General features: G+C 73.0%; 21 protein-coding genes. 16 read left to right on the top strand and 5 right to left on the bottom strand.

The window, feature by feature from the left end; all coding sequences use genetic code 11:
• Window positions 1-32 precede the first annotated feature (32 nt).
• From ACIP37_RS27625 to ACIP37_RS27650, 6 genes are all read left to right on the top strand, one after another.
• Window positions 33-791 (top strand): NUDIX domain-containing protein, encoded by a 759-nt coding sequence (locus tag ACIP37_RS27625; protein WP_350880113.1) that lies wholly within the window; start codon window positions 33-35, stop codon window positions 789-791.
• 228 nt (window positions 792-1,019) lie between these two features.
• On the top strand, window positions 1,020-2,495 hold the full coding sequence (locus ACIP37_RS27630) for an ATP-binding cassette domain-containing protein (RefSeq protein WP_400808528.1): 1,476 nt from the start codon (window positions 1,020-1,022) through the stop codon (window positions 2,493-2,495).
• A 3-nt stretch (window positions 2,496-2,498) separates the two neighbouring features.
• Window positions 2,499-3,422 carry a hypothetical protein gene (locus ACIP37_RS27635; RefSeq protein WP_400808525.1) on the top strand — a complete coding sequence of 308 codons (924 nt, stop codon included), beginning with the start codon at window positions 2,499-2,501 and terminating at the stop codon, window positions 3,420-3,422.
• A gap of 118 nt (window positions 3,423-3,540) precedes the next feature.
• Window positions 3,541-4,473 carry a FadR/GntR family transcriptional regulator gene (locus tag ACIP37_RS27640; RefSeq protein WP_363584519.1) on the top strand — a complete coding sequence of 311 codons (933 nt, stop codon included), beginning with the start codon at window positions 3,541-3,543 and terminating at the stop codon, window positions 4,471-4,473.
• A 454-nt stretch (window positions 4,474-4,927) separates the two neighbouring features.
• Entirely contained in the window at window positions 4,928-6,565 is a 1,638-nt protein-coding gene (locus ACIP37_RS27645; RefSeq protein WP_363584517.1) for an RNA polymerase sigma factor, read from the top strand.
• A 300-nt stretch (window positions 6,566-6,865) separates the two neighbouring features.
• Window positions 6,866-7,666, top strand: coding sequence for a S1 family peptidase (locus tag ACIP37_RS27650; RefSeq protein ID WP_400808719.1), 801 nt, complete (start codon window positions 6,866-6,868; stop codon window positions 7,664-7,666).
• 193 nt (window positions 7,667-7,859) lie between these two features.
• Here the strand turns inward: ACIP37_RS27650 and ACIP37_RS27655 are convergent, their stop codons facing one another.
• Window positions 7,860-8,093: a hypothetical protein gene (locus ACIP37_RS27655; RefSeq protein WP_363584513.1), complete on the bottom strand. Its 234-nt coding sequence runs from the start codon at window positions 8,091-8,093 to the stop codon at window positions 7,860-7,862.
• A gap of 537 nt (window positions 8,094-8,630) precedes the next feature.
• On the opposite strand from ACIP37_RS27655, the gene ACIP37_RS27660 reads away from it, so the two are divergent.
• From ACIP37_RS27660 to ACIP37_RS27685, 6 genes are all read left to right on the top strand, one after another.
• Window positions 8,631-10,742 carry a DNA topoisomerase IV subunit B gene (locus ACIP37_RS27660; RefSeq protein WP_363584511.1) on the top strand — a complete coding sequence of 704 codons (2,112 nt, stop codon included), beginning with the start codon at window positions 8,631-8,633 and terminating at the stop codon, window positions 10,740-10,742.
• A 163-nt stretch (window positions 10,743-10,905) separates the two neighbouring features.
• Window positions 10,906-11,391 (top strand): CcdC protein domain-containing protein, encoded by a 486-nt coding sequence (locus ACIP37_RS27665; protein ID WP_400808518.1) that lies wholly within the window; start codon window positions 10,906-10,908, stop codon window positions 11,389-11,391.
• Between the two features lie 54 nt (window positions 11,392-11,445).
• Entirely contained in the window at window positions 11,446-12,606 is a 1,161-nt protein-coding gene (locus tag ACIP37_RS27670; RefSeq protein WP_363584507.1) for a histidine kinase, read from the top strand.
• A 73-nt stretch (window positions 12,607-12,679) separates the two neighbouring features.
• Entirely contained in the window at window positions 12,680-13,375 is a 696-nt protein-coding gene (locus tag ACIP37_RS27675; RefSeq protein WP_363584505.1) for a response regulator transcription factor, read from the top strand.
• A gap of 125 nt (window positions 13,376-13,500) precedes the next feature.
• Window positions 13,501-14,064 carry a DUF485 domain-containing protein gene (locus ACIP37_RS27680; RefSeq protein ID WP_363584503.1) on the top strand — a complete coding sequence of 188 codons (564 nt, stop codon included), beginning with the start codon at window positions 13,501-13,503 and terminating at the stop codon, window positions 14,062-14,064.
• Window positions 14,061-15,797 (top strand): cation acetate symporter, encoded by a 1,737-nt coding sequence (locus ACIP37_RS27685; protein WP_363584501.1) that lies wholly within the window; start codon window positions 14,061-14,063, stop codon window positions 15,795-15,797. Before ACIP37_RS27680 ends, ACIP37_RS27685 begins: the two co-directional genes overlap by 4 nt.
• A gap of 67 nt (window positions 15,798-15,864) precedes the next feature.
• Here ACIP37_RS27685 and ACIP37_RS27690 read toward each other — a convergent pair whose 3' ends face one another.
• Together ACIP37_RS27690 and ACIP37_RS27695 are read right to left on the bottom strand one after the other, a co-directional pair.
• On the bottom strand, window positions 15,865-16,554 hold the full coding sequence (locus ACIP37_RS27690) for a response regulator (protein ID WP_363584499.1): 690 nt from the start codon (window positions 16,552-16,554) through the stop codon (window positions 15,865-15,867).
• The gene (locus ACIP37_RS27695; RefSeq protein ID WP_363584497.1) at window positions 16,554-18,149 is read right to left on the bottom strand and encodes a sensor histidine kinase; all 1,596 of its coding nucleotides are present in this window, start codon (window positions 18,147-18,149) and stop codon (window positions 16,554-16,556) included. Before ACIP37_RS27695 ends, ACIP37_RS27690 begins: the two co-directional genes overlap by 1 nt.
• Before the next feature lie 219 nt (window positions 18,150-18,368).
• Between ACIP37_RS27695 and ACIP37_RS27700 the strand changes: the two genes are divergently transcribed.
• From ACIP37_RS27700 to ACIP37_RS27710, 3 genes are all read left to right on the top strand, one after another.
• Window positions 18,369-19,193: an ABC transporter ATP-binding protein gene (locus tag ACIP37_RS27700; RefSeq protein WP_063349366.1), complete on the top strand. Its 825-nt coding sequence runs from the start codon at window positions 18,369-18,371 to the stop codon at window positions 19,191-19,193.
• On the top strand, window positions 19,183-20,058 hold the full coding sequence (locus tag ACIP37_RS27705) for an ABC transporter permease (protein WP_363584495.1): 876 nt from the start codon (window positions 19,183-19,185) through the stop codon (window positions 20,056-20,058). The genes ACIP37_RS27700 and ACIP37_RS27705 overlap by 11 nt, the downstream gene beginning before the upstream one ends.
• Window positions 20,059-20,178: 120 nt before the next feature.
• Entirely contained in the window at window positions 20,179-21,255 is a 1,077-nt protein-coding gene (locus ACIP37_RS27710; protein WP_350880086.1) for an ABC transporter substrate-binding protein, read from the top strand.
• Window positions 21,256-21,406: 151 nt separating this feature from the next.
• Here ACIP37_RS27710 and ACIP37_RS27715 read toward each other — a convergent pair whose 3' ends face one another.
• Window positions 21,407-22,309 carry a sucrase ferredoxin gene (locus ACIP37_RS27715; protein ID WP_363584493.1) on the bottom strand — a complete coding sequence of 301 codons (903 nt, stop codon included), beginning with the start codon at window positions 22,307-22,309 and terminating at the stop codon, window positions 21,407-21,409.
• 95 nt (window positions 22,310-22,404) lie between these two features.
• The gene (locus tag ACIP37_RS27720; RefSeq protein WP_363584491.1) at window positions 22,405-24,855 is read right to left on the bottom strand and encodes a DNA topoisomerase IV subunit A; all 2,451 of its coding nucleotides are present in this window, start codon (window positions 24,853-24,855) and stop codon (window positions 22,405-22,407) included.
• A gap of 250 nt (window positions 24,856-25,105) precedes the next feature.
• Here ACIP37_RS27720 and ACIP37_RS27725 point away from each other — a divergent pair, with 250 nt between their 5' ends.
• Window positions 25,106-26,467 (top strand): pitrilysin family protein, encoded by a 1,362-nt coding sequence (locus tag ACIP37_RS27725; protein ID WP_363584489.1) that lies wholly within the window; start codon window positions 25,106-25,108, stop codon window positions 26,465-26,467.
• Window positions 26,468-26,485: the final 18 nt, after the last annotated feature.

Below are 26,485 nucleotides of genomic sequence, written 5' to 3' on the forward strand. Positions count from 1 at the left end.
TTATCGTCAGAGAGACGACTATGATCGTCGCCATGTCGCGCTACGATCCGTCGGCCTTCCCCCCGTTCGCTGTCACGGTTGACCTGGTGGTGCTGACGGTGCGCGACCACGCGCTCTGCGCCCTGCTGGTCAGACGCGGCGAGCCGCCGTTCCAGGGGTACTGGGCACTGCCCGGCGGCTTCGTCCGCCCGGACGAGGGCCTGGCCGAGGCCGCCTCCCGGGAGCTGGCCGAGGAGACCGGCCTGCGCGCACACTCCGCCCCCGGCCACGAGGCGGTCGGCCCCGGCGCGGCCGGTGCCCACCTGGAGCAGCTCGCCACCTACGGCCACCCGCAGCGCGACCCCCGGATGCGGGTGGTCAGCGTCGCCTACCTGGTCCTCGCCCCCGACCTGCCGACCCCCCGGGCCGGCGGCGACGCCAGCAGTGCCCGCTGGGCCCCGGTCGGCGAACTGCTCGGCCGGAGCCCGGTCGACGGCGTCCCGCTCGCCTTCGACCACGGGCTGATCCTCGCCGACGGCGTGGAACGCGCCCGCTCCAAGATCGAATACTCCTCCCTCGCCACCGCCTTCTGCCCCACCGAGTTCACCGTCGGCGAGCTGCGCCGGGTCTACGAGGCGGTCTGGGGCGTGGTCCTGGACCCGCGGAACTTCCACCGCAAGGTCACCGGCACCCCCGGCTTCCTGCTGCCCTCCGGTGGCACGACGACCCGTCAGGGCGGCCGCCCCGCCCAGCTGTTCACCGCGGGCGGCGCGACCGTCCTCAACCCGCCCATGCTGCGCCCGGAGTCCTGACCCGGCCCGGGCCCGCCGCCGACTCCCCCCGACCCGGGAATCGCAGGATCGGATTGTCCCCTGATCGGGTGAGGTGGGTGGCCGACGGGCCCGCGCCGCTCCCGTAATGCCCGGAATCTCCGCCACCGGCCCCTAATGTGCTGGCGCGGGGCCGTGCTGGCACGCGCCAACACACCAGGGGGCGCCCCGCGTCGGGCAGGTCGGCCGAGGGCATGGGAGCAGGCAGCGATGATCCAGATCACCGGACTGACCAAGGTCTACCGCAAGGGCGCGCCGCCCGCGGTGCTCGATCTGACCTTCGACGCCCGGCCCGGCATGGTGACCGCGCTGCTCGGCGCCGAGGGCGCGGGCAAGTCCACCGCGCTGCGGCTGATGCTCGAACTCGAACGCGGCCAGGGCATCACGCTCTTCGACGGTCGCACCTACCGCCGGCTGCGCCGCCCCGAGCGCGAGGTCGGCGTGCTGCTGCCCGGCCCCGGGCCGGGCGCGGCCGCCGTGGCGGGCCACCCGGGCCGCAAGGCGCACGGCCACCTGCGGATGCTGGCCGCGGCGGTCGGCGCCCCCGCACGGCGGGCCGACGAACTGCTGGAGCAGACCCGGCTGGCCGCCGTCGCCGGGCAGCGGCTGCGCAGTTTCTCGCCCGGCATGCACCGCCGGCTGGCCCTGGCCGCGGCCCTGCTCGGCGACCCCGGCACGCTGCTGCTGGACGCGCCGACCGAGGGCCTGTCCCCGCGCAACGTCGAGTGGTTCCACTCCTTCCTGCACTCGTTCGGCGTCGCCGGCGGGACGGTCCTGGTGACCACCCGCACCCCGCAGGAGGCCGCGCAGCTCGCCGACCGGGTCATCACGCTGGACCGCGGCCGGCTGGTGGCGGACCAGCCGGTGGCGGAGTTCCGCCGGACCAGGCTCAGCCCCGAAGTGGCCGTCCGCGGGCCGCAGATGGCGCGGCTGGCCGACCTGCTGGTCAGTCAGGGCGCCGAGGTGCGGCGGGACGGCGGCGCGGGCCTCGCGGTGGCGGGCGTCGACCGTACCGAGATCGGTGAACTCGCCTATCGCCACGGCATCCTGCTGCACGAGCTGGCCGACCGGGTGGTCGAGCAGCCGGCGCCCCGGGTCGCCCTGCCGGTCGCATCGGGCCGCTCCGGCCACCTCCGTGTCCAGTCGGGCCCCACCGCTGCCGAGCCGGGTCCCGAACCCGGCCCCGAACCCGGCCCTGAGCCCGCTCAGGAACCGGCCTCCGACGTCCAGGCCGTCACCGTCCCGCGCCACCGGGGCGCCCGCCGCCCGGAAGCCCGCCCGGTGGCCGCCCACCACCGGGACGAGGCGGCGCTGCCCACCCGCGCCCTGCCGGCCGCCTCGGCCGCGACCGCCCTCTCCGCCCTCGGCGCCACCCCCCGCCAGGCCGAGCCCGCCGAGCCCACCCCGACCGTCGTCGTGGAGCGGCTGTTCCGTGACGGCCCCGGCGCCCTGGCCAGATCCGCGTCGGCCCTCGCCCCGGCCCCCGACCCCGACCCCGGCCCCGCTGTCGGCGACGGGAGGCCCGCGCCCGACCCGACCAGGGGCCGCCGCGAGAGCGCCGCCGACCTGCTGACCGACGACACCGTCCGGCTCGGCCGCCCGGCCGGGGCCCAGGTTCCGGCCGCGACCCCGGCCCCCGGCGGTCCCGTCAGCCCCGCCACCCCCGACGACCACCGGAGCGAGTGAACCGTGCGTGTCCTGGCCTACGAGCTGCGCCGCCTGCGCGGCCTGCGTTCCACCTGGCTGCTGCTCGCCGCCGTGCTGCTGTGCGACGCCGTCACGGCCGCCGTCCTGGCGAGCCAGGCCCCGGCCGGCCCGCTGGCCGTCCCGGCCGGGGTGCGGCTGCTGACCGCCGCCGTACCGCTGATCCCGCTACCGTTCGCCGCGTTCGGGGCCGGCGTGCTGGGCGCGCTCTCGTACGGGCACGAGGTGCGACACCCGGGGCTGCCGGCCTCCCAGGTGTCGTACCCGCGGCGGGTGCGACTGCTGCTGGCCAAGCTGCTGGTGGTCGGTCCCGTCGCGGGGCTGCTGGCGCTGGCGACCCTGCTCCTCGACGCGGTGGCGGTGCAGCTGGCGCTGCCGGGAGGGGTGACGGTGGCCGCCTGGGCGGAGCCCTCGGCCTTGTCGGACCAGGTGTCGCAGGCGCTGGCCGCCACCGGGCTGTCCGGCCTGGCCGACCTGCCGGGCCTGACCGACCTGCCGGGCGTGTTCGCTCCGGTGGCGCTGGCGGCCGGCCACGGGGCGCCGGCGGCCCTGCTGGCCTTCGTCCTGCTGACCGTCGTGGCGGGCTGGACCGGGGTGCTGACGACGTCACTGACCCGCAGCGCCTCGGTCGGGGTGCTGCTGTTGTGCGCGCTGCCGCCGCTGCTGGAGTCCGGTGTGGCGCTGCTGCTGCGGGAGACCGGCAGGCCGTGGCCGACCCGTGCGGCCGAGCTGCTGCCGTTCCAGTCCGGCGTCGAATGGGCCTACGGCTGGGTTTACCGCGGGGAGCACGAGGCGGTGGCTGGGAGCGCGGCGCTGACGGATCCGGCTCTGCTCGCGGCGGTGGCGGCGCCCGCGGCCGTCCTGCTGCTCGCGGCGCTCCTGGTGCAGGTCCGGCGGCGCGCGCTCTGACGCCGGGCGCCGAGGGGGCGGCCGCGCCGAAGCATCAAGATCGACCAGCAGTGACCGTAATGCGCGGTTCTTCCTGATAAGAAGTCAATTATCCAGTCGCGGTCGATCACCCTTTCGTGTGCTTTTCACGAGAATTCTCAAGCTGCGCCCGCCGATCGCCGACAAAGGAGCTGTGAGTACCCTTGCGCACCCCACCATGACCCCCGCCCGTTCCGCCGACGGACCCATCCACGGCCCCGGCGATCTGGACCGCTTCTCGTACGCCGACCGGCCGACTCCGCCGGCGCCCCGTTGGGAGGGCGCCGAGTCCGATCTCGCCCGGGTCGGCCGCAAGACCACCAGTAGCCGCGGCCGCGGTCTGCACGGCCAGCTGGTCCAGCAGCTCGGCCAGATGATCGTCTCCGGCGACCTGGGCGCCGACCGTCCGCTCGTGCCCGAGGAGATCGGCCAGCGGTTCGAGGTGTCCCGCACAGTCGTCCGCGAGTCGCTGCGCGTCCTGGAGGCCAAGGGCCTGGTCAGCGCCCGGCCGAACGTCGGCACCCGGGTCCGCCCGGTCGCCGACTGGAACCTGCTGGACCCGGACATCATCGAGTGGCGCGCCTTCGGCCCGCAGCGGGACGAGCAGCGCCGGGAGCTGTTCGAGCTCCGCTGGGCGATCGAGCCGCTGGCCGCCCGGCTCGCCGCCGGCCACGGCCGGGAGGACGTCCAGCAGCGGCTGGTCGAGCTGGTCGAGATCATGGGCCACGCCGCCGCCCAGGCCGACCTCTCCACCTACGCCCGGGCCGACGCCGAGCTGCACGGCCTGATCCTCCAGATGGCCGGCAACCGGATGCTGGAGCACCTGTCCGGGATCGTCGCCGGCGCGCTGCAGGTGTCGGGCGGGCCGGCCATCTCCTGCGAGCGCGCCTCCGAGTCCTCGGTCAGCCTGCACGCCCGGCTGGTGGATGCGCTGGGCACCGGCGACGGCACCGCGGGGGAGGCCGCGATGCGGGCGCTGCTCACCGTCCACCCCGAGATCGAGCCGTCCGTCCCCGCCCCTCGGGAGCACTGAGCGGGCCGTTCCGGTGAGCGGGCGCCCCGTCCGTCCTCCGTTCCTCCAGGGCCCTCCGGCCGCACCCGCGCGGCGCAGCCGGAGGGCTTCTGTATGCCGGCGGTCCGACCCGAACGTTTGATGCCCCGTCCATGACAACGGGTTTCGGCGTGAGTGCGCGATGATGGATTCCGGCCCCGTGGCCGCGGGCGCCGAGTGGTGTGACCCGCGACACGAAGGCCATGCGTAACACTTGACGAGTAGCAGCGATGTCTCCTGAGCGGGAGCAGCTCCGGAATACTTCAACATGTCACAATGCTGTGTTGGTCCGCGGCGCTGCTGCCGTCCTGCAAACCCAGTCCTCAAGCCCGAGTCGGTCGGAATCGACACCGCGCGCCTGACGCGCGATTTCCTTCCCCGCCCGCTCGGGCGGCCGGTACGGGTTCGAGTCCACTCATCGTCCGAGAGGTTGTTCGTGTCGGCCAGCACATCCCGTTCGCTTCCCCCCGAGATCGCCGAGTCCGCAGCTCTGCTGGCGCTCATCGAGCGGGGCAAGGCCCAGGGGCAGATCGCCGGTGACGACGTGCGCCAGGCGTTCGAGGCGGACCAGATCCCGGTCACCAAGTGGAAGAACGTCATGCGCAGCCTCAACCAGGTGCTGATTGAGGAGGGGGTGGACCTCATGGTCAGCGCGGCCGAACCGGCCGGCGCCAAGCGCAAGAGCGTTGCTGCCAAGAGCCCCACCAAGCGCACCGCCACCAAGGCTGTCACCACCCGGAGCCCGGCCGCCCCCACGGCCCCGACCAAGCCGCCCGTGCGGATCGCGCCCGGTGCGCCCGTCGCGGCCCCGGCCGTGGCGGCCGCCACGGCGTCCGCCCCCACGGTGTCCGCCGAGATCACCTCGGAGACGACCGGGGTCGCCTCCGGGCTGAAGGCGGTCGCGGCGAAGAAGGCCGCCCCGGCCAAGAAGGCCGCGGCCAAGAAGACCGCCGCGCCGGCCAAGAAGACCGCCGCCAAGAAGACCGCCGCCAAGGCGGGCAAGGGCGACGAGGAGCTCATCGGCGAGGAGGAGCTGCTCGAGGACGTCGCGCTGCCCGGCGACAAGGCGGGCGAGGAGGCGGAGCCCGAGGAGGAGTCGCAGGGCTTCGTGCTCTCCGACGACGACGAGGACGACGCGCCGGCCCAGCAGGTCGCCGTCGCCGGTGCCACCGCCGACCCGGTCAAGGACTACCTGAAGCAGATCGGCAAGGTCCCGCTGCTCAACGCCGAGCAGGAGGTCGAGCTCGCCAAGCGCATCGAGGCCGGTCTGTTCGCCGAGGACAAGCTCTCGGCCGCCGACAAGCTCGCCCCCAAGCTCAAGCGCGAGCTGGAGATCATCGCCGAGGACGGCCGCCGCGCCAAGAACCACCTGCTGGAGGCCAACCTCCGCCTGGTGGTCTCGCTGGCCAAGCGCTACACCGGCCGCGGCATGCTCTTCCTGGACCTGATCCAGGAGGGCAACCTCGGTCTGATCCGTGCGGTCGAGAAGTTCGACTACACCAAGGGCTACAAGTTCTCCACCTACGCCACCTGGTGGATCCGCCAGGCGATCACCCGCGCCATGGCCGACCAGGCCCGCACCATCCGCATCCCGGTGCACATGGTCGAGGTCATCAACAAGCTGGCCCGGGTCCAGCGCCAGATGCTCCAGGACCTGGGCCGCGAGCCCACCCCGGAGGAGCTGGCCAAGGAACTCGACATGACCCCCGAGAAGGTCATCGAGGTCCAGAAGTACGGCCGTGAGCCGATCTCGCTGCACACCCCGCTCGGCGAGGACGGCGACAGTGAGTTCGGTGACCTGATCGAGGACTCCGAGGCGGTCGTCCCGGCCGACGCGGTCTCCTTCACCCTGCTCCAGGAGCAGCTGCACTCCGTGCTGGACACCCTCTCCGAGCGCGAGGCCGGCGTGGTCTCGATGCGCTTCGGCCTGACGGACGGTCAGCCGAAGACGCTCGACGAGATCGGCAAGGTGTACGGGGTCACCCGTGAGCGCATCCGCCAGATCGAGTCGAAGACCATGTCGAAGCTGCGCCACCCGTCGCGTTCCCAGGTGCTGCGCGACTACCTGGACTGATCAGGCCGGTACGGCAAGCGTGTGACGAAGGCCCGGAGTCCCACGGCTCCGGGCCTTCGCCGCTGTCCGGGCCCGGGCGGGTCAGCGTCCGGGTGGCCGTTGTCCCTCGTCCGGGTGGCGGTGCGACGGGAAGCGGTCGCACCGCGTAGTCGATCACCTACGCTGTGGCGGTTGCCTGCTGCCGAGCCGACTGGAGTCACGGTGCTGCCCAACCCGGACCGCGCTGCCCTGCCGACCCCCGCCCCGCCCCCGGCGAGCCCGGCGGCCGCCCGTGCGGGCCGCCGCCGACGGGCCGCCGTACTGGCGCTGCTGGCCGCCGTCCCCGTCCCGCTGGTCGCGCTCGGCGCGGCCGGTCCGGCCGGGGCGCAGCGCCGGGTGGTCGGCGGCACCGCCGAGACCACCGTCGACCACCCGTGGGTGGTGGCGCTGTCCAGCCGCCAGCAGTTCGGCAGCGGCCGCTCCGGCCAGTTCTGCGGGGGAGCGCTGGTCACGCCGACCAAGGTGGTGACGGCCGCGCACTGCTTCTACGACGAGTCCAGGGGCGCCAAGGTGGACCGGCCGGGCCTCAAGGCCGTCATCGGCCGGGACGACATGCGCAGCTCGGCCGGCCGCGAGGTGCCCGTCCGGTCGGTGTGGATCCACCCCGACTACTCCTTCACCGCCAACCTGAACGACGTCGCCGTGCTCACCCTCGCCGACCCCCAGGACTCCCGGCCGGTGATCGACCTGGTCGGCCAGGGCGAGACCGAGCCGTACGCGGCCGGGACCGCCGCGCGGGTCTTCGGCTGGGGCGACACCACCGGGCGCGGTGACTACTCGCCCACGCTGCGCGGGGTGGAGGTGCCGATCATCGCGGACCAGACCTGTGCGCAGGCCTACCCGGGCGGGCCGGACGGCAAGTTCGACGCCCGGGGCATGGTGTGCGCGGGTGAGGAGAAGGGCGGCAAGGACGCCTGCCAGGGCGACAGCGGCGGCCCGCTGGTCGTCGGCGGCCGACTGGTCGGCCTGGTCTCCTGGGGGACGGGTTGCGCCGAGGCGGCCCACCCGGGCGTCTACACCAGGGTGGCGTCCGTCGCGGACGCGGTGCGCTCGGTGCTGTGAGGGCCGCCCGGGCCGTTGCCGGTGGCCAACTGGTCACGTTCTGACGTCACATCGCTGCGGAGCGTGCCGGTCTCCGGGAACAGCAGAGCCGGGCGACCGGTTCCCGAGGGGACCTGTCGCCCGGCTCACCGGTCGCGCGGAGTGCGCGACCGGATACACAGCTCGACGCCGACTGCTGGTGTGGCGCCTTGGATCAGCGCTCTTCTTCGGCGGCCGTGGCGTTGGCGGTGCCGCTGAGACGGCCGCTCTCGTCCTGTATCTCCACGGCGATCTTCTTGAGCTCGGGCTCGAACTTCCGGCCGTGGTGGGCGCAGAAGAGCAGCTCTCCGCCGCTGGCGAGTACGACGCGCAGGTAGGCCTGGGCGCCGCAGCGGTCGCAGCGGTCAGCCGCGGTGAGCGGGCTCGCAGGTGTCAGAACAGTAGTCACGTCGCCTCTTCTCTAGCTCGACGAGCTGTCGTACCAGGGTCAACATCCAACCAGGCCGAAAACGTTCCCGCTCGTGGCTTTTCTTCTCTGAGGATTCTGCTGTGTTGATGAGGACGTGCCCCGGGGGCCGGTGGTTCATGCGTACCGAATCCCAGGATCCGCCCGTCCCTCGAACGCCCGATCGGGACCGGGTGCGAGGTCCGCGTAGCATAATCCTCTGCCGGGTTGGAGCATAAGCCCCGCCCCGGGCCCCGGTAGCCTGCATAACGGCAGTTCCGGAGCCTGTGCCAGGCCCCACGATCCGCCAGGACCGGTGGTACCGGGAGGAGATGGCGCCCCGGGGTCCGGATACCGGAGCGGTCCTTGTTCGCGCAGCGCGTACAAGCTGCGCGGGAGCGGCCCGCCGTGCTGTGCACCCAGCGGAGGGGTGCGAGCACACCGGGCGACGACTGTCGGTGCGGCGTGCTGCACTGGCGGATGGTCCGGATGCGTCCGGATGTGACCGATGAGACAGAACTTCACCGAGGAGAGTGCCGCGTGAGTGCCGAAACGACCGTGCCGTCCGCACTGCTGGCCGGCGACGACGGTTCCAACTACACCGCTCGGCACCTGCTCGTCCTGGAGGGCCTGGAGGCGGTCCGCAAGCGCCCCGGCATGTACATCGGCTCGACGGACAGCCGCGGCCTGATGCACTGCCTCTGGGAGATCATCGACAACTCCGTCGACGAGGCGCTGGGCGGTTACTGCGACCGCATCGAGGTCCTGCTGCACCCGGACTCCTCGGTCGAGGTCCGCGACAACGGGCGCGGCATCCCGGTCGACGTCGAGCCCAAGACCGGGCTGTCCGGCGTCGAGGTCGTGATGACCAAGCTGCACGCCGGCGGCAAGTTCGGCGGCGGCTCCTACGCGGCCTCCGGCGGCCTGCACGGCGTCGGCGCCTCCGTGGTCAACGCCCTCTCCGCCCGGCTGGACGTCGAGGTCGACCGCAGCGGACACACCCACGCGATCAGCTTCCGCCGCGGCACCCCCGGCATCTTCACCGAGGCCAGCCCCGACGCGCCCTTCGAGCCCGCCAACGGCCTGACCAGAGCCCGCAAGGTGCCCAAGGCCCGCACCGGCACCAGGATCCGCTACTGGGCCGACCGGCAGATCTTCCTCAAGGACGCCCGGCTCTCCCTGGAGCACCTGCACAGCCGCGCCCGGCAGACCGCCTTCCTCGTCCCCGGCCTGACCATCGTCGTGCGTGACGAGCGGCTCACCGAGAGCGAGCAGGTCGAGGAGTCGGTCTTCCGCTTCGACGGCGGCATCGCCGAGTTCTGCGAGTTCCTGGCGCCCGACAAGCCGGTCTGCGACGTGCTGCGGCTGCGCGGAGAGGGCACCTTCAAGGAGACCGTGCCCGTCCTGGACGAACTCGGCCACATGACCCCCACCGAGGTCACCCGGCAGCTCGGCGTGGACATCGCGCTGCGCTGGGGCGCCGGTTACGACACCACCCTGCGCTCCTTCGTCAACATCATCGCCACCCCCAAGGGCGGCACCCACATGACCGGCTTCGAGCGCTCGCTGGCCAAGACCGTCAACGAGGCGCTGCGCGCGGCCAAGCTGCTGCGCGTCGCCGAGGACGACATCACCAAGGACGACGCCACCGAGGGCCTCACCGCGGTGGTCACCGTCCGGCTCGCCGAGCCGCAGTTCGAGGGCCAGACCAAGGAGGTGCTCGGCACCTCGGCGGCCAACCGGATCGTCGCCGCCGTCGTCGCCAAGGAGCTCAAGGCCTTCCTCACCTCGGCCAAGAAGGACCAGAAGCTCCAGGCCCGGGCCGTGCTGGACAAGGTCGTCGCGGCCGCCCGCACCCGGGTCGCGGCCCGCCAGCACAAGGAGGCCCAGCGCCGCAAGACCGCGCTGGAGACCAGCTCGCTGCCGGCCAAGCTGGCCGACTGCCGCAGTGACGACGTCGACCGCAGCGAGCTCTTCATCGTCGAGGGCGACTCCGCGCTCGGCACCGCCAAGCTCGCCCGCAACTCCGAGTTCCAGGCGCTGCTGCCGATCCGCGGCAAGATCCTCAACGTGCAGAAGGCCTCGGTGAGCGACATGCTCAAGAACACCGAGTGCGCCGCGATCATCCAGGTGATAGGGGCCGGTTCGGGCCGCACCTTCGACATCGACCAGGCCCGCTACGGCCGGGTCATCTTCATGGCCGACGCCGACGTCGACGGCTCGCACATCCGCACCCTGCTGCTGACGCTGTTCCACCGCTACATGCGGCCGATGGTCGAGCAGGGCCGGGTCTTCGCCGCCGTGCCGCCGCTGCACCGGATCGAGCTCACCAGCCCCAAGCGCGGCCAGGAGAAGTACCACTACACCTACTCCGACGCCGAACTGCGCTCCACCCTGCTGGAGTTCCAGCGCAAGGGGCAGCGCTGGAAGGAGCCGGTGCAGCGGTACAAGGGCCTGGGCGAGATGGACGCCGACCAGCTGGCCGAGACCACCATGGACCCGCGCCACCGCACGCTGCGCCGGATCAACCTGGGCGACCTGGAGCAGGCCGAGCGGATCTTCGACCTGCTGATGGGCAACGACGTCGCCCCGCGCAAGGAGTTCATCGTGGACTCGGCGGCCACCCTGGACCGCTCCCGCATCGACGCCTGAGGCCTTCGGATCCTTCCTGCACGAGGGCCCTCCACCCACGGGTGGAGGGCCCTCGTGCTGCCGGTTCCACCTGTGGTCCACCCCGGCGCCGATCAACCGGGGGCGCCGGATCCGTAGCGTCGGAGAGGTCAGTACAAGCCTCCTGTCGGGACGGAGAAGTCCGATGACCGCCCTCGTCAACATCGTCGTGATCATCGCGGTGATGGTCCTCGTGGTCCAGCGCCAGATGCGCGCCCAGCGCCTGGACACCGAGCGTCGTTTCTGGCTGCTGCCGCTGATCCTCGGCGTGCTCGCACTGCGCGACCCGCAGCTCATCGACCACCAGCACACCGCGCTGTCCGCCGCCCTGGTCGGGTGCGGCCTGGCGGCGGTGGTCGCGATGGGCTCCGTCTGGGGCTGGACCGTGCGGCTGTGGCGGGCCGGGGACGGCTCGGTCTGGGCCAAGGGCACCAAGGCCACGGTGGCCGCCTGGGTCGGCATGCTCGCCATCCGGCTCGCCCTGTACGGCATCGGCGCGGCACTGCACGTCCACCAGGCGGGCAGCGCGCTGCTGCTGGGACTGGCGGTCCTGCTGCTGACCCGCTCGTTCGTGGTGAACTGGCGGGCACGGGCCCTGGACCAGCCGCGACAGGCCGCCGTACCGCGCTGACCGCCCTGCCGGGGCCTGCCGGGCCCGCTGTCCGAGAACGTCGAGGAGGCATCTGTGGTCGAGTGGTACTGGACCCGCTGGCCGTCCCGCGAGGGGCTGGAGCGCGAGGTCGGGAGATGGCCGCGGCGGGCCCTCTCCCTGCTCGGCCGCACCGTCCTGCTGGTCGTCGTCTGCTGGGGGACGTTCTCCGGCGGCAAGTACGCGGGCTGGGCGGTGGTGGTCGTGGCGGCCGGACTGCTCGGGGTCGCCGCCCTGGCCACCGGCTACCTCTACGCCACCCGGGAACAGCGCCTGGCGCTCTCGCTGGGCCTGGCCGTCGCCCTGCTCGGCAGCGCCTGGCTGGCCAACTGGGGGCAGGCCTACCTGCTGGCCGACTTCGTCTGGTGCGGGCTGGCCGTGGTCGGGGTGGTCCGGCTGCCGCCCGCGCCCGGCCTGCTCACCGCGGCGGCCGCGCTGGGCTCGTACACCGCCGCCAGCTGGGCGAGCTGGGTGAGCATCTTCGCCACCATCGGCGGGCTCGGCCTGCTCGGCTACCTGCTGCGGCTGGACGTCGAGGCCCGCGGCACCGCCCGCCAGCTGCTCACCCAGGAGCGCGCCGCCCGGGCCGCCGAGGCGGAGAGCGCGGCGCTCGCCGAACGGGCCAGGATCGCCCGGGAGATCCACGACGTGCTCGCGCACAGCCTCTCCGCGCAGCTCGTCCACCTGGAGGCGGCCCGGCTGATGCTGGACGCCGGCACCGACCGCGGGCAGATCCGCGAGCGGGTCGTCGCCGCCCGGCGGATGGCCCAGGACGGGCTGGTCGAGACCCGGCAGGCGCTGTCCGCGCTGCGCGGCGAGCTCACCCCGGTCGGTGAGTTCCTGGTGGAGCTGACCGGGCGGGAGCGGGCCGCGCTCACCGTCACCGGCACGCCCCGACCGCTCGCCGCCGAGGCCGCCCTTGCGGTGCGGCGCACCGCGCAGGAGGCGGTGACCAACGTCCGCAAGCACGCGCCCGGCGCCCGGTGCACCGTCGAACTGCGCTACCTGACGGAGGCGGTGGAGCTGGAGGTGCGCAACTCCCGCCCTCCGCGCGGCGAACCGTCCGGGGAGCTGGCGGCCAGCGGCAGCGGGTACGGTCTGCTGGGGATGCGCGAACGCGCGGAACTGCTCGGCGGCACCCTGCTGGCGGGCCCCGAGGACGGAGGGTGGCGCGTGCTGCTGCAGGTGCCGGCATGAGCGAGCGCGGCGAGCTCATCATCAGCAGGTGCGGATTTCGCGAAGCGACTGCCGAGCGAAGCGGGGCGGGCGCATGAGCGAGGCAGAAGTCACCAGGGTGCTGGTGGTGGACGACCAGACGGTGGTGCGCGAGGGCATCGTGATGCTGCTGGGGCTGCTGCCCGGCATCGAGGTGGTCGGCGCGGCGGCGGACGGGGAGGAGGCCGTCGCCCTGGTGGAACGGTGTCACCCGGACGTGGTGCTGATGGATCTGCGGATGCCGCGCGTCGACGGCGTCGAGGCGACCCGGCGGATCCGGGCCGCGCACCCGCAGACCGAGGTCGTGGTGCTCACCACCTACGCCGACGACGACTCGCTGTTCCCCGCTCTGCAGGCCGGGGCGCGCGGCTACCTCACCAAGGACGCCGGTGGCGAGGAGATCGCCCGGGCGATCGCGGACGTCCGCGCGGGGGCGGCCGGGCTCTCGCCGCAGATCCAACTCCGTTTGCTGGAAAGGCTTTCAGGGCCTGCGGCCGGATCCGCGCCGGGGGCCGGGAAGCCGGCCGGGCGGCCGGGGGAGCTCCCGGACGGGCTGACCGCCCGGGAGGCGGAGGTGCTGGCGCTGATCGCGGAGGGGCTCTCCAACACCGAGATCGCCCAGCGGCTGTTCGTCAGCCAGGCCACCGTGAAGACGCACATCAACAACCTGTTCGCCAAGACCGCGGTACGGGACCGGGCGCAGGCGGTCTCGTACGCCTTTCGACACGGGATCACCGGTACGCAGCAGTAGTCGGATGAGTGTCTGTCGGATGATCGATCACCTCATCGAGTGAAGGTATCGGCAATGGTCAGAGGGGCTGTCCGGCGGCCACCATCATGGTTGGGGTCAGAGTGCCCGCCGGTCCAGGAGCAGTTGTGCCACAGCAGCAGACGAGCAGTCCCGGACAGGGGCAGCGATTTGACTGGTGGGCCGCTCCGGCCGCCGCCACCGCCGCCGACCGGCCGGACGTGCCCGGCCAACCGGCGGTACCGGCCCAGTCGGCCCCCACCCGCGCGGTCCAGCCGGTACCGGCCGAGCGGGCGCCCGTCCGGGCCGCCGCTGCCCCCGCCGCCCAGCCCGCCGTCGAACCGGCGACCGCCCCCCGGGCCCTGGTGCCCGCCACCAACAGCACCGAGGTGTACCGGGCCGTCCAGCGCAGCGACGCCTTCCAGGACATCCGCCGCAGCTACCGGTCGTTCGTCTTCCCGGTCAGCGGAGCCTTCCTCGGCTGGTTCCTGATGTACGTCGCCGCGCAGGCCGCCGCCCCCGGCCTGATGCGCAGCCAGGTGGCCGGCCCGCTCAACGTGGCCTGGCTGCTCGGCCTGCTGCAGTTCGCCTCCACCTTCCTGCTCACCTGGCTCTACGCCCGCAACGCCCGGACCAAGCGCGACCGCGCCGCCCTGGGCCTGCGCTGGGACACCCAGGACCAGCTGCGATGACGACCACGATCACGACCGCGATGACGACCGCCACCCCGCCCCCCGTGGCCCCCACCGGCGACCACCACGACCTCGCGATCGCGCTGTTCGCCGTCGTCGTCCTGGTCACCCTGGCGATCACCCTCTGGGTCGGCCGCCGGGGCAGCGCCACCGAGGACTTCTACGCCGGCGGCCGCGACTTCACCCCGCTCCAGAACGGCTTCGCGCTCTCCGGCGACTACCTCTCCGCCGCCTCCTTCCTCGGCGTCGCCGGGCTGATCGCGCTGTACGGCTACGACGGCGTGCTCTACAGCATCGGCTTCCTGGTCGCCTGGCTGGTGGTGCTGATGCTGGTCGCCGAACTGGTCCGCAACGCCGGCCGGTACACCCTCGCCGACGTGCTCGCCCTGCGGCTGCGCCGCCGCAAGGTCCGGGCCGCGGCCGGTGGCGCCAGCGTCGTCGTCACCCTGCTCTACCTGGTCGCCCAGATGGTCGGCGCGGGCTCGCTGGTCGCCCTGCTGCTCGGCACCAACAGTGCCCAGGCCCGGACCTGGACCATCGTCGCCGTCGGCGGACTGATGATCGTCTACGTCACGATCGGCGGGATGCGGGCCACCACCTGGATCCAGATCGTCAAGGCCTTCCTGCTGATCGCCGGCTCGGTGCTGCTCACCGTGCTGCTGATGGTCCGCTTCCACGGCGACGTCGGCGAGCTGATGCGCCAGGCCGCCCAGCACAGCGGCGCCGGGCGGCGCTACCTCGAACCCGGCCTCAAGTACGGCGCCACCTTCACCAGCCGGCTCGACTTCTTCAGCCTGGGCCTCGCCCTGGTGCTCGGCACCGCCGGACTGCCGCACATCCTGTCCCGCTTCTACACCGTGCCCACCGCGCGGGCCGCCCGCCGCTCCACGATGTGGGCGATCGGCCTGGTCGGCGGCTTCTACCTGATGGCCATCGCGCTCGGCCTGGGCGCGACCGCGCTGGTCGGCTCGGCGGAGGTGCGGCACGCCAACTCGGCCGGGAACACCGCCGTCCCGCTGCTCGCCCTGGTGCTCGGCGGCGGCAACGGCAGCACCGGCGGGGTGGTGCTGTTCGCGCTGATCTCGGCGATCGCCTTCGCCACCATCCTCGCCGTGGTCGCCGGGCTCACCCTGGCCTCCTCGGCGGCCTTCGCCCACGACATCTGGGCCGGTGCCTGGCGCGGCCGGCCGCGCCGGCGCCCCTTCCGGCGGCGTGCCGCCGTCCCGGCCTCCCGGCCGGGGGAGGCGGGGGACGTGGCGGAGGCCGAGCCGACGGGCGAGGCCAGCGAGCGCCAGGAGGTCTGGGTGGCACGGTTCGCGGCCGTCGGGATCGGCGCGGCCGCGATCGCGATCAGCCTCTACGCCCAGCAGCTGAACGTCGCCTTCCTGGTCGGCCTGGCCTTCGCGGTGGCGGCCTCCAGCAACCTGCCCGTCCTGCTGTACAGCCTGTTCTGGTCGCGGTTCACCACCCGCGGCGCGGTCTGGTCGGTGTACGGCGGGCTGGTCCCGGCGATCGTGCTGGTCGTCTTCTCCCCAGTGGTCTCCGGCACCAAGGTGGCGCTCTTCCCCGGCGTCGACTTCCACTGGTTCCCGCTGGAGAACCCCGGCATCATCTCCATCCCGCTCGGCTTCCTGGCCGGCTGGATCGGGACGATCACCTCGCCCGAGCCGGCCGACGCGGACCGCTTCGCCGAGCTGGAGGTGCGCGCCCTCACCGGTGCGGGCGCGGCCTGAGCGCCGCGCCCCGGGGAACCCCGGCGGGCCTGGGGCCGCCGGGGTTCCCCCACGTCCGGGCGTGGTGTCAGGTCCGGACCGCCAGGCCGTAGCGGTGCTCGGGGCGGCCGGTGTCGCCGTAGCGCAGGGTCAGCCGCAGCCGGCTGTCTCGCTCCAGCTGCTTGAGGTAGCGCTGCGCCGTCGAGCGGCTGAGCCCGGTGGCGTCCGCGACCTCCTGCGCGGACAGCGGGCGGCCCGCCTGGCGCAGCACCCCCAGCACCAGGTCGGTGGTGGGCGCCGAGTGCCCCTTCGGCAGCGGGCCGGCCGGGGCGGCGGCGCTGCGCAGGGTGGCGAACAGCCGGTCCACCTCGTCCTGGCCGGCCTCCCGGGCCGCCGGGCCGGCCAGCGCGTGCCGCAGCTGCGCGTACGCGACCAGCTTGTCCCGCAGGCCGGCGAAGGTGAACGGCTTGACCAGGTACTGCAGCGCGCCGTGCTGCATCGCGGCGTGCACCGTCGACACGTCCCGGGCGGCCGTCACCATCATCACGTCGCAGGCCACCTGCCGCTCCCGCAGCCGGCGCACCAGCGCCAGGCCGGTCTCGTCCGGCAGGTGGTGGTCGAGCAGCAGCAGGTCCACCGGGCGGCGCTCCAGCGCGGCCAGCGCCTCCCCGGCCGAGTGCGCGGTACCGGTCACCCGGAAGCCCGGCACCTTGGCCACGTACGCGGCGTGCACGTCCGCGACCCGGAAGTCGTCGTCCACCACGAGTACGTCGATCATCAGGCCTCCACGAGCTGAGGGGTGAGCAGGGCCTCGGGCAGCTCGACCGTGAACCGGGCGCCGCCGAGCGGTCCCGCGTCGAGCACGATCCGGCCGCCGGTCCGTTCGACCAGTCGCCGCACCATCGCCAGCCCCAGCCCGCGCGGACGGTGCGCGGGCGCGTCCTTGCTGGTCCACCCCTCCTCGAAGACCTGCTCGCGCAGCTCCTCCGGCACGCCCGGGCCGCTGTCCGCGACCTGGAGCAGCAGTGTGGAGCCGGCCGCCGCCAGCGTCACCTCCAGCCGGCCGCCCCCACCCGCCGCGAGCGCGTCCACCGCGTTGTCGATCAGATTGCCGAGCACCGTCACCAGCGCCCGCGCGTCCACCACCGCGTCCGGCAGGTGCGCCGCCGGGGCCAGCGCCAGCCGCACCCCGCGCTCGCCCGCCACCGCCGTCTTGCCCGCCAGCAGCGCCGCGACGTGCGGATCCTGCACCTGCTCGGCGATCCGCGCCGCGACCACCGCGTGCGAACCGGACTGCTCCGAGATGAACGCCACCGCCTGCTCGTGGCGGCCCAGCTCCAGCAGGCCCAGCAGGGTGTGCATCCGGTTGGCGTGCTCGTGGTCCTGGGCGCGCAGTGCCTCGGTCAGGCTGCGCGTGGTGTCCAACTCGCGGACCAGCGACTCCAGTTCGGTCCGGTCGCGGAGCGTCACGACCGCGCCGCCCTCGGCCGTGCCCATCCGGTTGACCACCAGCACCCGGTCGTCCCGGACCGCCGGCAGGTCGGCGCCGGTGATCCGCCCGGTCAGCACGTCCGCCAGCCGGCCCGGCGGCAGCACCGCGTGGATCGGCCGCCCGGTGCAGTCCTCCGGCAGGCCGAGCAGCCGCACCGCCTCGTCGTTGGCCAGCCGGATCCGGCCGCGCTCGTCCAGCGCCACCATGCCCTCGCGGATGCCGTGCAGCATCGCCTCCCGCTCCACCAGCAGCGCCGAGATGTCGGCCAGCGCGATGTTGTGGGTGCGGCGCTTCAGCCGCCGGGCCAGCGCCAGCGTGGCGACCGTCCCCGCGGCCAGGCCCGCGCCCGCGCACAGCAGGATCCCGGTGAGCATCTTCAGCAGCCGGCGGCGGATCGAGTCGTCGCTGATGCCGACCGACACCTCGCCGACGATCCGGCCGTCCGCGGCCCGCAGCGGCACCTTGCCGCGCGCGGTGCGGCCCAGCGTGCCCTGCTGCATCGCGGTGACGCTGAGCCCGCTGAGCGCCGGCTCCGGATCGGTGCTGACCCGGTGGCCGATCCGCTCCGGGTCGGTGTGCGAGAGCCGGATCCCGTCCAGGTCGGTGACCACCACGAAGCTCGCGCCGGTGGCCAGCCGGATCTGCTCGGCGTTGCGCTGCGCGGTCGCCGAGTCCCGGGCGTCGGCGGCGCGGGCGATCGCCTCGTCGGTGGCGGTGGCCTGGGCGATCGACAGCGCCCGCTGCATCGCGTCGTGGTCCAGCTCGCTGCTGACCGGGGCCAGGAACAGGCCGGCGGTCACGGTGGTGACACCGACGGTGACGACGGTCTGGCTCAGCAGCAGTTGCGCGAAGACCCGGCGGGGCCAGCGGGGCAGCTTCATCCGGGCCTCCTCTCGGCGGCTGTGGGGGCGGGTACGTCAGGGTCGGGACACCCTACGTTTCCGGCGTGTTTCTGTCAGCCGCGTCCCCGCAGTTGTAGCGGAAGCAAAAGGAGCAGAACACCCCTCAATGCGGAGAAACCGCAGTACGCCGAGAAGGCTCCCGCCCGGGCCCGGCCCGCTCCTACCTTTCCGGGGCAAGCACAGACCCGGGAGGATCGAATGAGCACAACCCCGGCGATCGAGCTGACTGGCGCGACGAAACGGTTCCGCACCCCGTCCGGGGCCCTGCACACCGCCGTCCGTGATCTCGATCTGACCGTCGCCCAAGGCGAGTTCGTCGCCGTCGTCGGGCCCACCGGCTGCGGCAAGTCCACCACGCTGACCCTGGTCAGCGGCCTGGAGGAGCCCACCGAGGGTGAGGTCCGAGTGGACGGCGAGCCGGTCCGCGGGATCCACCCCAAGGTCGGTTTCGTCTTCCAGCAGGACGCCGTCTTCCCCTGGCGCACCGTCCTGTCCAACGTGATGGCCGGGCCGCGCTTCCGCGGCGTGCCCACCGCCGAGGCCAGGGAACGGGCCCGGGACTGGCTGGGCCGCGTCGGCCTCGCCGCCTTCGAGGACCGCTACCCGCACCAGCTGTCCGGCGGCATGCGCAAGCGCGTCGCGCTCGCCCAGACCTTCGTCAACGACCCGGACATCCTGCTGATGGACGAGCCGTTCTCGGCGCTGGACGTGCAGACCCGCGCCCTGATGTCCGACCAGTTGCTGGAGCTGTGGGCCGGGACCAGGTCCTCCGGGAACGCCGCGTCGGTCGTCTTCGTCACCCACGACCTGGACGAGGCCATCGCGCTCGCCGACCGGGTCGTCGTCATGACGGCCGGACCGGCCACCGTCAAGGAGATCTTCACCGTCGACCTGCCACGACCGCGCACCGTGGAGGCCGTCCGGCTGGAACCGAGGTTCGTCGAGCTGTACCGCGAGATCTGGGCCTCGCTCGGCGAAGAGGTGCGCATCACCCGGGAGAGAGGAGCGGGTCGTGCCGCTTGAGACCGCGTCGGCCGTCGCCGACAAGCCCCCGGCGGCCACCCCCGCCAGCCGTACCGAGGCCCGCGAACGGGCCGCCCGCAACCGGAGGCTGACCGTCTACGGGGCCCGGGTCGCGGTCCTGGTCGCCTTCCTCGGACTGTGGGAGGTCTGCGCCCGCACGGACGTCATCGACCCGTTCAACTTCTCGCAGCCGTCGAGGATCTGGGACCAGATCTGGCAGTGGATCACCCACGGCACCGCGCAGGGCTCGCTCGGCGAACAGATCGGCTACACCCTCTACGAGGCCCTCACCGGCTGGGTGATCGGCGTCATCTGCGGTGTGCTGCTCGGCATCGCGCTCGGCCGGGTCCGCTTCCTGGCCGACGTGTTCGGGCCCTACATCAAGGTGCTCAACGCCATCCCGCGGATCGTGCTCGCCCCGATCTTCCTGATCTGGTTCGGCCTCGGCCCGGCCTCCAAGGTCGCCTCCGCCGTCGTCCTGGTGTTCTTCCCGGTGTTCTTCAACGCCTTCCAGGGCGCCCGCGAGGTGGACCGCAACCTCGTCTCCAACGCCCGCATCCTCGGCGCCGACGGCCGCAAGGTCACCCTCCAGGTGGTCATCCCCGCCGCCACCACCTGGATCTTCACCAGCCTGCACGTCAGCTTCGGCTTCGCCCTGATCGGGGCCATCGTCGGCGAGTACATCGGCGCCACCAAGGGTCTCGGCCTGCTCGTCGCCGCCGCCCAGGGCACCTTCAACGCGGCCGGCGTGTACGCCGCCATGACCATCCTCGCCGTCGTGGCGCTGCTCACCGAGGGGCTGCTGACCTTCGCCGAGACGAAGCTGTTCCGCTGGAAGCCCGCAGACACGGGCGACGGCCGCTGAACCCTTCTGCGTCGCTGAACCCCATCCCCTGCGTCGCGAACCCCCTGCGTCGCGAACCCCCCGCTTCGCTGAACCCCCTGCGCCGCTGATCCCCCCTCGCAGAGAGAGGCACCCCCACCCATGCGCCCGAACCCGATCGGCAGACCCGCCGCGGCCGCCCTCGCCGCCGTCCTGCTCCTCCCGCTCTCCGCCTGCGCCAACGACGCCGCCACGACCACCCACGGCGCCGCCGCCCCGGCCGGCCGGCAGGTCGACGGGCCGAAGGTCAAGATCATGGTCGGTGGCCTGGACAAGGTCATCTACCTGCCCGCGATGCTCACCCAGCGGCTCGGCTTCTTCGCCGACGCGGGCGTCAACGTCGAGCTGATGAGCGAGCCCGCCGGCGTCAACGCCACCACCGCGCTGCTCGCCGGCGACGTCCAGGGCGCCGTCGGCTTCTACGACCACACCATCGACCTCCAGGCCAAGGGCAAGATCGTCGAGTCCGTGGTGCAGTTCTCCCAGGCCCCCGGCGAGGTCGAACTCGTCTCCACCAAGCAGGCCGACGCCATCAGGTCCGGCGCCGACTTCAAGGGCAAGAAGCTCGGCGTCACCAGCATCGGTTCCTCCACCGACTTCCTCACCAAGTACCTCGCCGTCAAGAACGGCACGGCCGTCAGCGAGTTCAGCCCGATCGCGGTCGGAGCCGGCCAGACCTTCATCGCCGCGCTCCAACAGGGCAGCATCGACGGCGGGATGACCACCGACCCGACCGTCGCCAACGTCCTCGACAAGGGCCTCGGCAAGATCCTCTACGACATGCGCACACCCGAGGGCTCCCGCGAGGCCCTCGGCGGCCTCTACCCGTCGTCCTCGCTCTACATGAACACCGACTGGGTGGAGAAGAACAAGGACACCACCCAGAAGCTCGCCAACGCCTTCGTCAAGACCCTCAAGTGGATGTCCACGCACAGCCCCGAGGAGATCGCCGCGAAGATGCCCGCCGACTACGCGCAGGGCGGCGCCGAGCAGTACGCGGCCGCGATCAAGGCGACCCTGCCGATGTTCACCACCGACGGCGTGATGCCGGCCGACGGCCCCAAGACCGTCCTCGCCGTGCTCGCCGCCTTCCACCCGGACGTCAAGGGCAAGGAGGGCACCATCGACCTCTCCCGCACCTACACCACCGAGTTCGTCGGCAAGGCCGTCACCGGCTGAGCCGACACCCGACGTGACGGCCCCGCGCGCCTCCGTGGACAGCAGGCGCGGGGCCGCCCGCGCGCTCCGGTCCCGCGCTCACCCCCACGGGCGCGGGGCCGCCCGCGCGCTCCCGACCTGCTGAAGACCCTGCCGGCGCGCTTCCGTCCCGCTACCGACCCCGCACCGAGAGCACGTCCATCCGCGACGGCGTCCCCGCCGCCTTGCCGCAGCTCTCCGGACGCGCCGGCTCGCTCACCGCCTCGATCACGTCCACCTCCCAGGCCCGGCCGTCCTGGTGCAGCACCGAGACCAGCCAACGGCCCGCGCCGTCCGGCCGCTGGGCCAGCGTCAGCGCGTCCACCCCGGTCTCCCCGGTCGCCAACCGCACCGCGTGCTCGGCCGCCTGACCCGGACGCTCCCAGCCCGAACAGCCCCTCGACCAGGCCGGCACCATGTGCCCGGCCGCCGTCGCCGCCAGCACCTCCTTGGCCGCCTCCGCCGTCAGCCGCCCGTACGCGTAGCCGTACGGCAGCACCAGCATCGTGGGGGAGAAGCGGTGCCCGCCCAGGTGCGTCACCTCCCACACCTCGCTGTGCCCGGCCGCTGCCAGCTCCGCCGCCAACGGGCGGCCCAGCAGCGCGCAACAGCGGTCCCGCCGCCCGTTGGTGCACACCAGCGCCAACGGGCCGCCGACGTGCTCCACCCCGAAACCGCCGTGGTCACCGACGCCCAGCGCCGCGAAGTCCAGCTCCAGCAGCTCCGCCGGATCGGCCACCTCCGCCCGGCGTACCCAGCCGCGACCCGGCACCGTGTGCGCCACGACCACCTCGTGCCGCGCCGTCGGCAGGCAGTCCGCGTGCCGCCCCGGCCGCCGGATCAGCGCCACCCGCACCCCGGTGCCCGCCGCGGCCGCGTCCAGCGCCCGCCCCGTCGCCGGGTCCAGGTGGCTCTCCCCGAGCGCCTTCGCGCCCCACGGCCCGTTCTGCTCCACCAGCAGCCAGGTGGTCGCCACCGCGGCGGTGGCGGTCAGCGGCTCCGACAGTTCACGCGACAGCGTCGCACAGGTGCTCACCCGGGTAAGGCTACCCTCGGCACCCGCCGCGCCCCGGAACGACGGAGGAGGGGCGCCGGACGGCTCCGGCACCCCTCCTCCACCACGCCCGCGCCCTACGCCGGGCCGGCCACCACCGCGATCGGAGCCGTCACCGGCGTGCCCGAACCGTCACGGCGCGGGTCGCGCTCCGGCAGGTCCACCGGCGCGCCCTTGTCGGACGCCGCCCGGGCCGGGGCCACGCCCGCCCAGGCGAACGTCAGACCGTCCTCACCGCGCAGGAACCGCTGGCAGCGCACACCGCCCGTCGCCCGGCCCTTGCGCGGGTACTGCTCGAACGGCGTCACCTTCCACGACGTCTGCTCCTCGCCGCTCAGCGTCCCCGACGCCCCCGCCACCGAGACCACCACCGCGTCCGACGCCGGATCCACCGCCGTGAACGACAGCACCCGCGCCCCGTCGGAGAGCTTGATCCCCGCCATGCCGCCGGCCGGACGGCCCTGCGGGCGCACCTGCCCCGCCGGGTAGCGCAGCAGCTGCGCGTCCGAAGCGATGAAGACCAAGTCCTCCTCGCCGGTGCGCAGTTCGACCGCGCCCACCAGCTCGTCACCCTCCTTGAGGGCGATCACCTCGAACTCGTCCTTGTTCGCCGGCCACTCCGGTACCACCCGCTTCACCACGCCCTGCGCCGTGCCCAGCGCCAGCCCCGGAGAGGACTCGTCCAGCGTGGTCAGCGCCAGCGCCCGCTCCCCGGCCTCCAACCGCAGGAACTCGCCCACCGCCGCCCCGCCGGCCAGCGTCGGCGACGGCGTCGGCGGCAGAGCCGGCAGATCGATCACCGGCAGCCGCAGCACCCGGCCCGCCGACGTCACCACACCCACGTCCGCCCGCGCCGTCGCCGGCACCGCCGACACGATCACATCGTGCTTCGACCGCTTCTCCGACAGCTCGAACGGCTCCCCGTCCGCCGTCCGCGCCAGCAGGCCCGTCGACGACAGCAGCACCCGGCACGGGTCGTCCGCCACCTCCAGCGGCACCGACAGCGCCGCCGACGGCGCCGCCCCCGCCTCCAGCAGCACCGTCCGCCGCTCCGTCCCGAACTGCTTCGCCACCGCGCCGAGTTCGGACGACACCACGCTGCGCAGCCGGGAGTCTGAGTCCAGGATCTCGGTCAGCTCCGCGATCTCCGCGTTCAGCTTCGCCTTCTCCTGCTCCAGCTCCACCCGGTCGAACCGGGTCAGCCGCCGCAGCGGAGTGTCCAGGATGTACGCCGTCTGCGTCTCCGACAGCGAGAAGCGCTCCATCAGGCGCTCCTTCGCCTGCCCCGCGTTGTCACTCGACCGGATGATCGCGATGACCTCGTCGATGTCGAGCAGCGCGACCAGCAGACCGTCGACCAGGTGCAGCCGCTCCTCCCGCTTGCGCCGGCGGAAGTCGCTGCGCCGCCGCACCACGGTGAACCGGTGGTCGACGTAGACCTCCAGCAGCTCCTTCAGCCCCAGCGTCAGCGGCTGGCCGTCCACCAGCGCCACGTTGTTGATGCCGAAGGTCTCCTCCATCGGCGTCAGCTTGTACAGCTGCTCCAGCAGCGCCTCCGGCACGAAGCCGTTCTTCACCTCGATCACCAGCCGCAGCCCGTGCTCGCGGTCGGTCAGGTCCTTGACGTCCGCGATGCCCTGCAGCTTCTTCGCGTTGACCAGGTCCTTGATCTTCGAAATGACCTTCTCCGGGCCGACGTTGTACGGCAGCTCGGTCACCACGATGCCCTTGCGGCGCGCCGTCACCGCCTCGACCGTCGTGGTCGCCCGGATCTTGAACGTGCCGCGGCCCGACTCGTACGCGTCCCGGATCCCCGACAGGCCCACGATCCGCCCGCCCGTCGGCAGGTCCGGACCGGGCACGAACCGCATCAGCGTGTCCAGGTCCGCGGTCGGGTGCTTGATCAGGTGCCGGGCCGCGGCCACCACCTCGGACAGGTTGTGCGGCGGCATGTTCGTCGCCATGCCGACCGCGATGCCCGTCGCGCCGTTCACCAGCAGGTTCGGGAACGCCGCCGGCAGCGCCAACGGCTCCTGCTCGCTGCCGTCGTAGTTCGGACCGAAGTCGACGGTGTCCTCGTGGATCGACTCCACCATCGCCATCGACGCCGCCGTCAGCCGCGACTCCGTGTAGCGCATCGCCGCCGGCGGGTCGTCGTTGCCCAGCGAACCGAAGTTCCCGTGCCCGTCGATCAGCGGCAGCCGCATCGAGAACGGCTGCGCCATCCGGACGACCGAGTCGTAGATCGACGCGTCGCCGTGCGGGTGCAGCCGGCCCATCACCTCGCCCACCACACGGGCGCACTTCACGTGCGCGCGGTCCGGCCGCAGGCCCATCTCGTTGGCCTGGTACAGGATCCGGCGGTGCACCGGCTTCAGACCGTCCCGCGCGTCCGGAAGCGCACGCGAGTAGATCACCGAGTAGGCGTACTCCAGGAAGGAGCCCTGCATCTCGTCCACGACGTCGACATCGAGGATCCGCTCCTCGAAGTCTCCGGGCGGCGGGGTCTGCGAACTGCGGCGGGCCATCGCGGCGGGGCTCCCTTACGTCTCGCTTGCTGTGTCTCGGTCAGTCTCTGACGTCCATCCGCCGACCCTCGTCAACAGGGCTCGGCGCCCCCATTGTGGACCCTCGCGCCGACACTCCCGGCCAGCGCCCCTCTTCCGCCCCTGGCGAACGCCCTGTCTGCGCGGGACACGAACACGCCCCCCGCGCGTTGCACCACAATGGGGGACGCCACACGAACCCCGACATCGACGACGGGAAGGACCCGAGCGCATGGCCAACCCGGCCCCCGCATCCGCCTCCACCGGAGGACATGGCGCTGCCATCGCCATCACCGAGCACCGCCTGGCCAACGGCCTGCGCGTCGTCCTCTCCGAGGACCACCTCACCCCGGTCGCCGCGGTCTGCCTCTGGTACGACGTGGGCTCCCGCCACGAGGTCAAGGGCCGCACCGGCCTCGCCCACCTCTTCGAGCACCTCATGTTCCAGGGCTCCGCCAACGTCTCCAACAACGGGCACTTCGAGCTCGTCCAGGGCGCCGGCGGCTCGCTCAACGGCACCACCAGCTTCGAGCGCACCAACTACTTCGAGACCATGCCCGCCCACCAGCTGGAGCTCGCCCTCTGGCTGGAGGCCGACCGCATGGGCTCGCTGCTCGCCGCCCTCGACGAGACGTCCATGGAGAACCAGCGCGACGTCGTCAAGAACGAGCGCCGCCAGCGCTACGACAACGTCCCCTACGGCACCGCCTTCGAGAAGCTCACCGCGCTCTCGTTCCCCGACGGCCACCCGTACCACCACACCCCGATCGGCTCCATGGCCGACCTCGACGCCGCCACCCTCGACGACGCCCGCGCGTTCTTCCGCACCTACTACGCGCCCAACAACGCCGTCCTCACCGTCGTCGGCGACATCGACCCCGAGCAGACCATCGCCTGGGTCGAGAAGTACTTCGGCAGCATCCCCGCCCACGACGGCAAGCAGCCGCCGCGCTCCGGCGAACTCCCCGACACCATCGGCAGCGAACTGCGCGAGCACGTCCGCGAGGACGTCCCCTCCCGCGCCCTGATGGCCGCCTACCGCCTCCCGCACGACGGCACCCGCGACGCCGACGCCGCCGACCTCGCCCTCACCATCCTCGGCAGCGGCGAGTCCAGCCGCCTCTACAACCGGCTCGTCCGCCGCGACCGCACCGCCGTCGCCGCCGGCTTCGGCCTGCTCCGCCTCGCCGGCGCCCCCAGCCTCGGCTGGCTCGACGTCAAGACCTCCGGCGACGCCACCATCGAGCAGATCGACGCCGCCGTCGACGAGGAACTCGCCCGCTTCGCCGCCGAAGGCCCCACCCCCGAGGAACTCGAACGGGCCCAGGCCCAGATCGAGCGCGAATGGCTCGACCGGCTCACCACCGTTGCCGGCCGCGCCGACGAACTCTGCCGCTACGCCGTCCTGTTCGGTGACCCCAAGCTTCTCAACGACGCCCTCCCCAAGGTCCTCGACATCACCGCCGAGGAGGTCCAGGCCGTCGCCAAGGCCCGGCTCCACCCCGACAACCGGGCCGTCCTCGTCTACGAGCCCACCACGGCCGACGACACCGACGCCCCCGCCGCCACCGATGAGGAGGGTGCCGCCGCATGAGCACCGACTACGTCCCCG

Origin of the sequence: Kitasatospora sp. NPDC088861, assembly GCF_044750105.1 — a bacterium.
Classification (GTDB): Bacteria; Actinomycetota; Actinomycetes; order Streptomycetales; family Streptomycetaceae; genus Kitasatospora.

What these genes read in the sequence shown, in the direction of transcription:
- ACIP37_RS27725 (WP_363584489.1), top strand. Translation starts at nt 25,106, where the DNA reads ATGGCCAACCCGGCCCCCGCATCCGCCTCCACCGGAGGACATGGCGCT.
- ACIP37_RS27710 (WP_350880086.1), top strand. Translation starts at nt 20,179, where the DNA reads ATGCGCCCGAACCCGATCGGCAGACCCGCCGCGGCCGCCCTCGCCGCC.
- ACIP37_RS27690 (WP_363584499.1), bottom strand. Translation starts at nt 16,554, where the DNA reads ATGATCGACGTACTCGTGGTGGACGACGACTTCCGGGTCGCGGACGTG.
- ACIP37_RS27695 (WP_363584497.1), bottom strand. Translation starts at nt 18,149, where the DNA reads ATGAAGCTGCCCCGCTGGCCCCGCCGGGTCTTCGCGCAACTGCTGCTG.
- ACIP37_RS27630 (WP_400808528.1), top strand. Translation starts at nt 1,020, where the DNA reads ATGATCCAGATCACCGGACTGACCAAGGTCTACCGCAAGGGCGCGCCG.
- ACIP37_RS27625 (WP_350880113.1), top strand. Translation starts at nt 33, where the DNA reads ATGTCGCGCTACGATCCGTCGGCCTTCCCCCCGTTCGCTGTCACGGTT.
- ACIP37_RS27700 (WP_063349366.1), top strand. Translation starts at nt 18,369, where the DNA reads ATGAGCACAACCCCGGCGATCGAGCTGACTGGCGCGACGAAACGGTTC.
- ACIP37_RS27665 (WP_400808518.1), top strand. Translation starts at nt 10,906, where the DNA reads ATGACCGCCCTCGTCAACATCGTCGTGATCATCGCGGTGATGGTCCTC.
- ACIP37_RS27685 (WP_363584501.1), top strand. Translation starts at nt 14,061, where the DNA reads ATGACGACCACGATCACGACCGCGATGACGACCGCCACCCCGCCCCCC.
- ACIP37_RS27675 (WP_363584505.1), top strand. Translation starts at nt 12,680, where the DNA reads ATGAGCGAGGCAGAAGTCACCAGGGTGCTGGTGGTGGACGACCAGACG.
- ACIP37_RS27720 (WP_363584491.1), bottom strand. Translation starts at nt 24,855, where the DNA reads ATGGCCCGCCGCAGTTCGCAGACCCCGCCGCCCGGAGACTTCGAGGAG.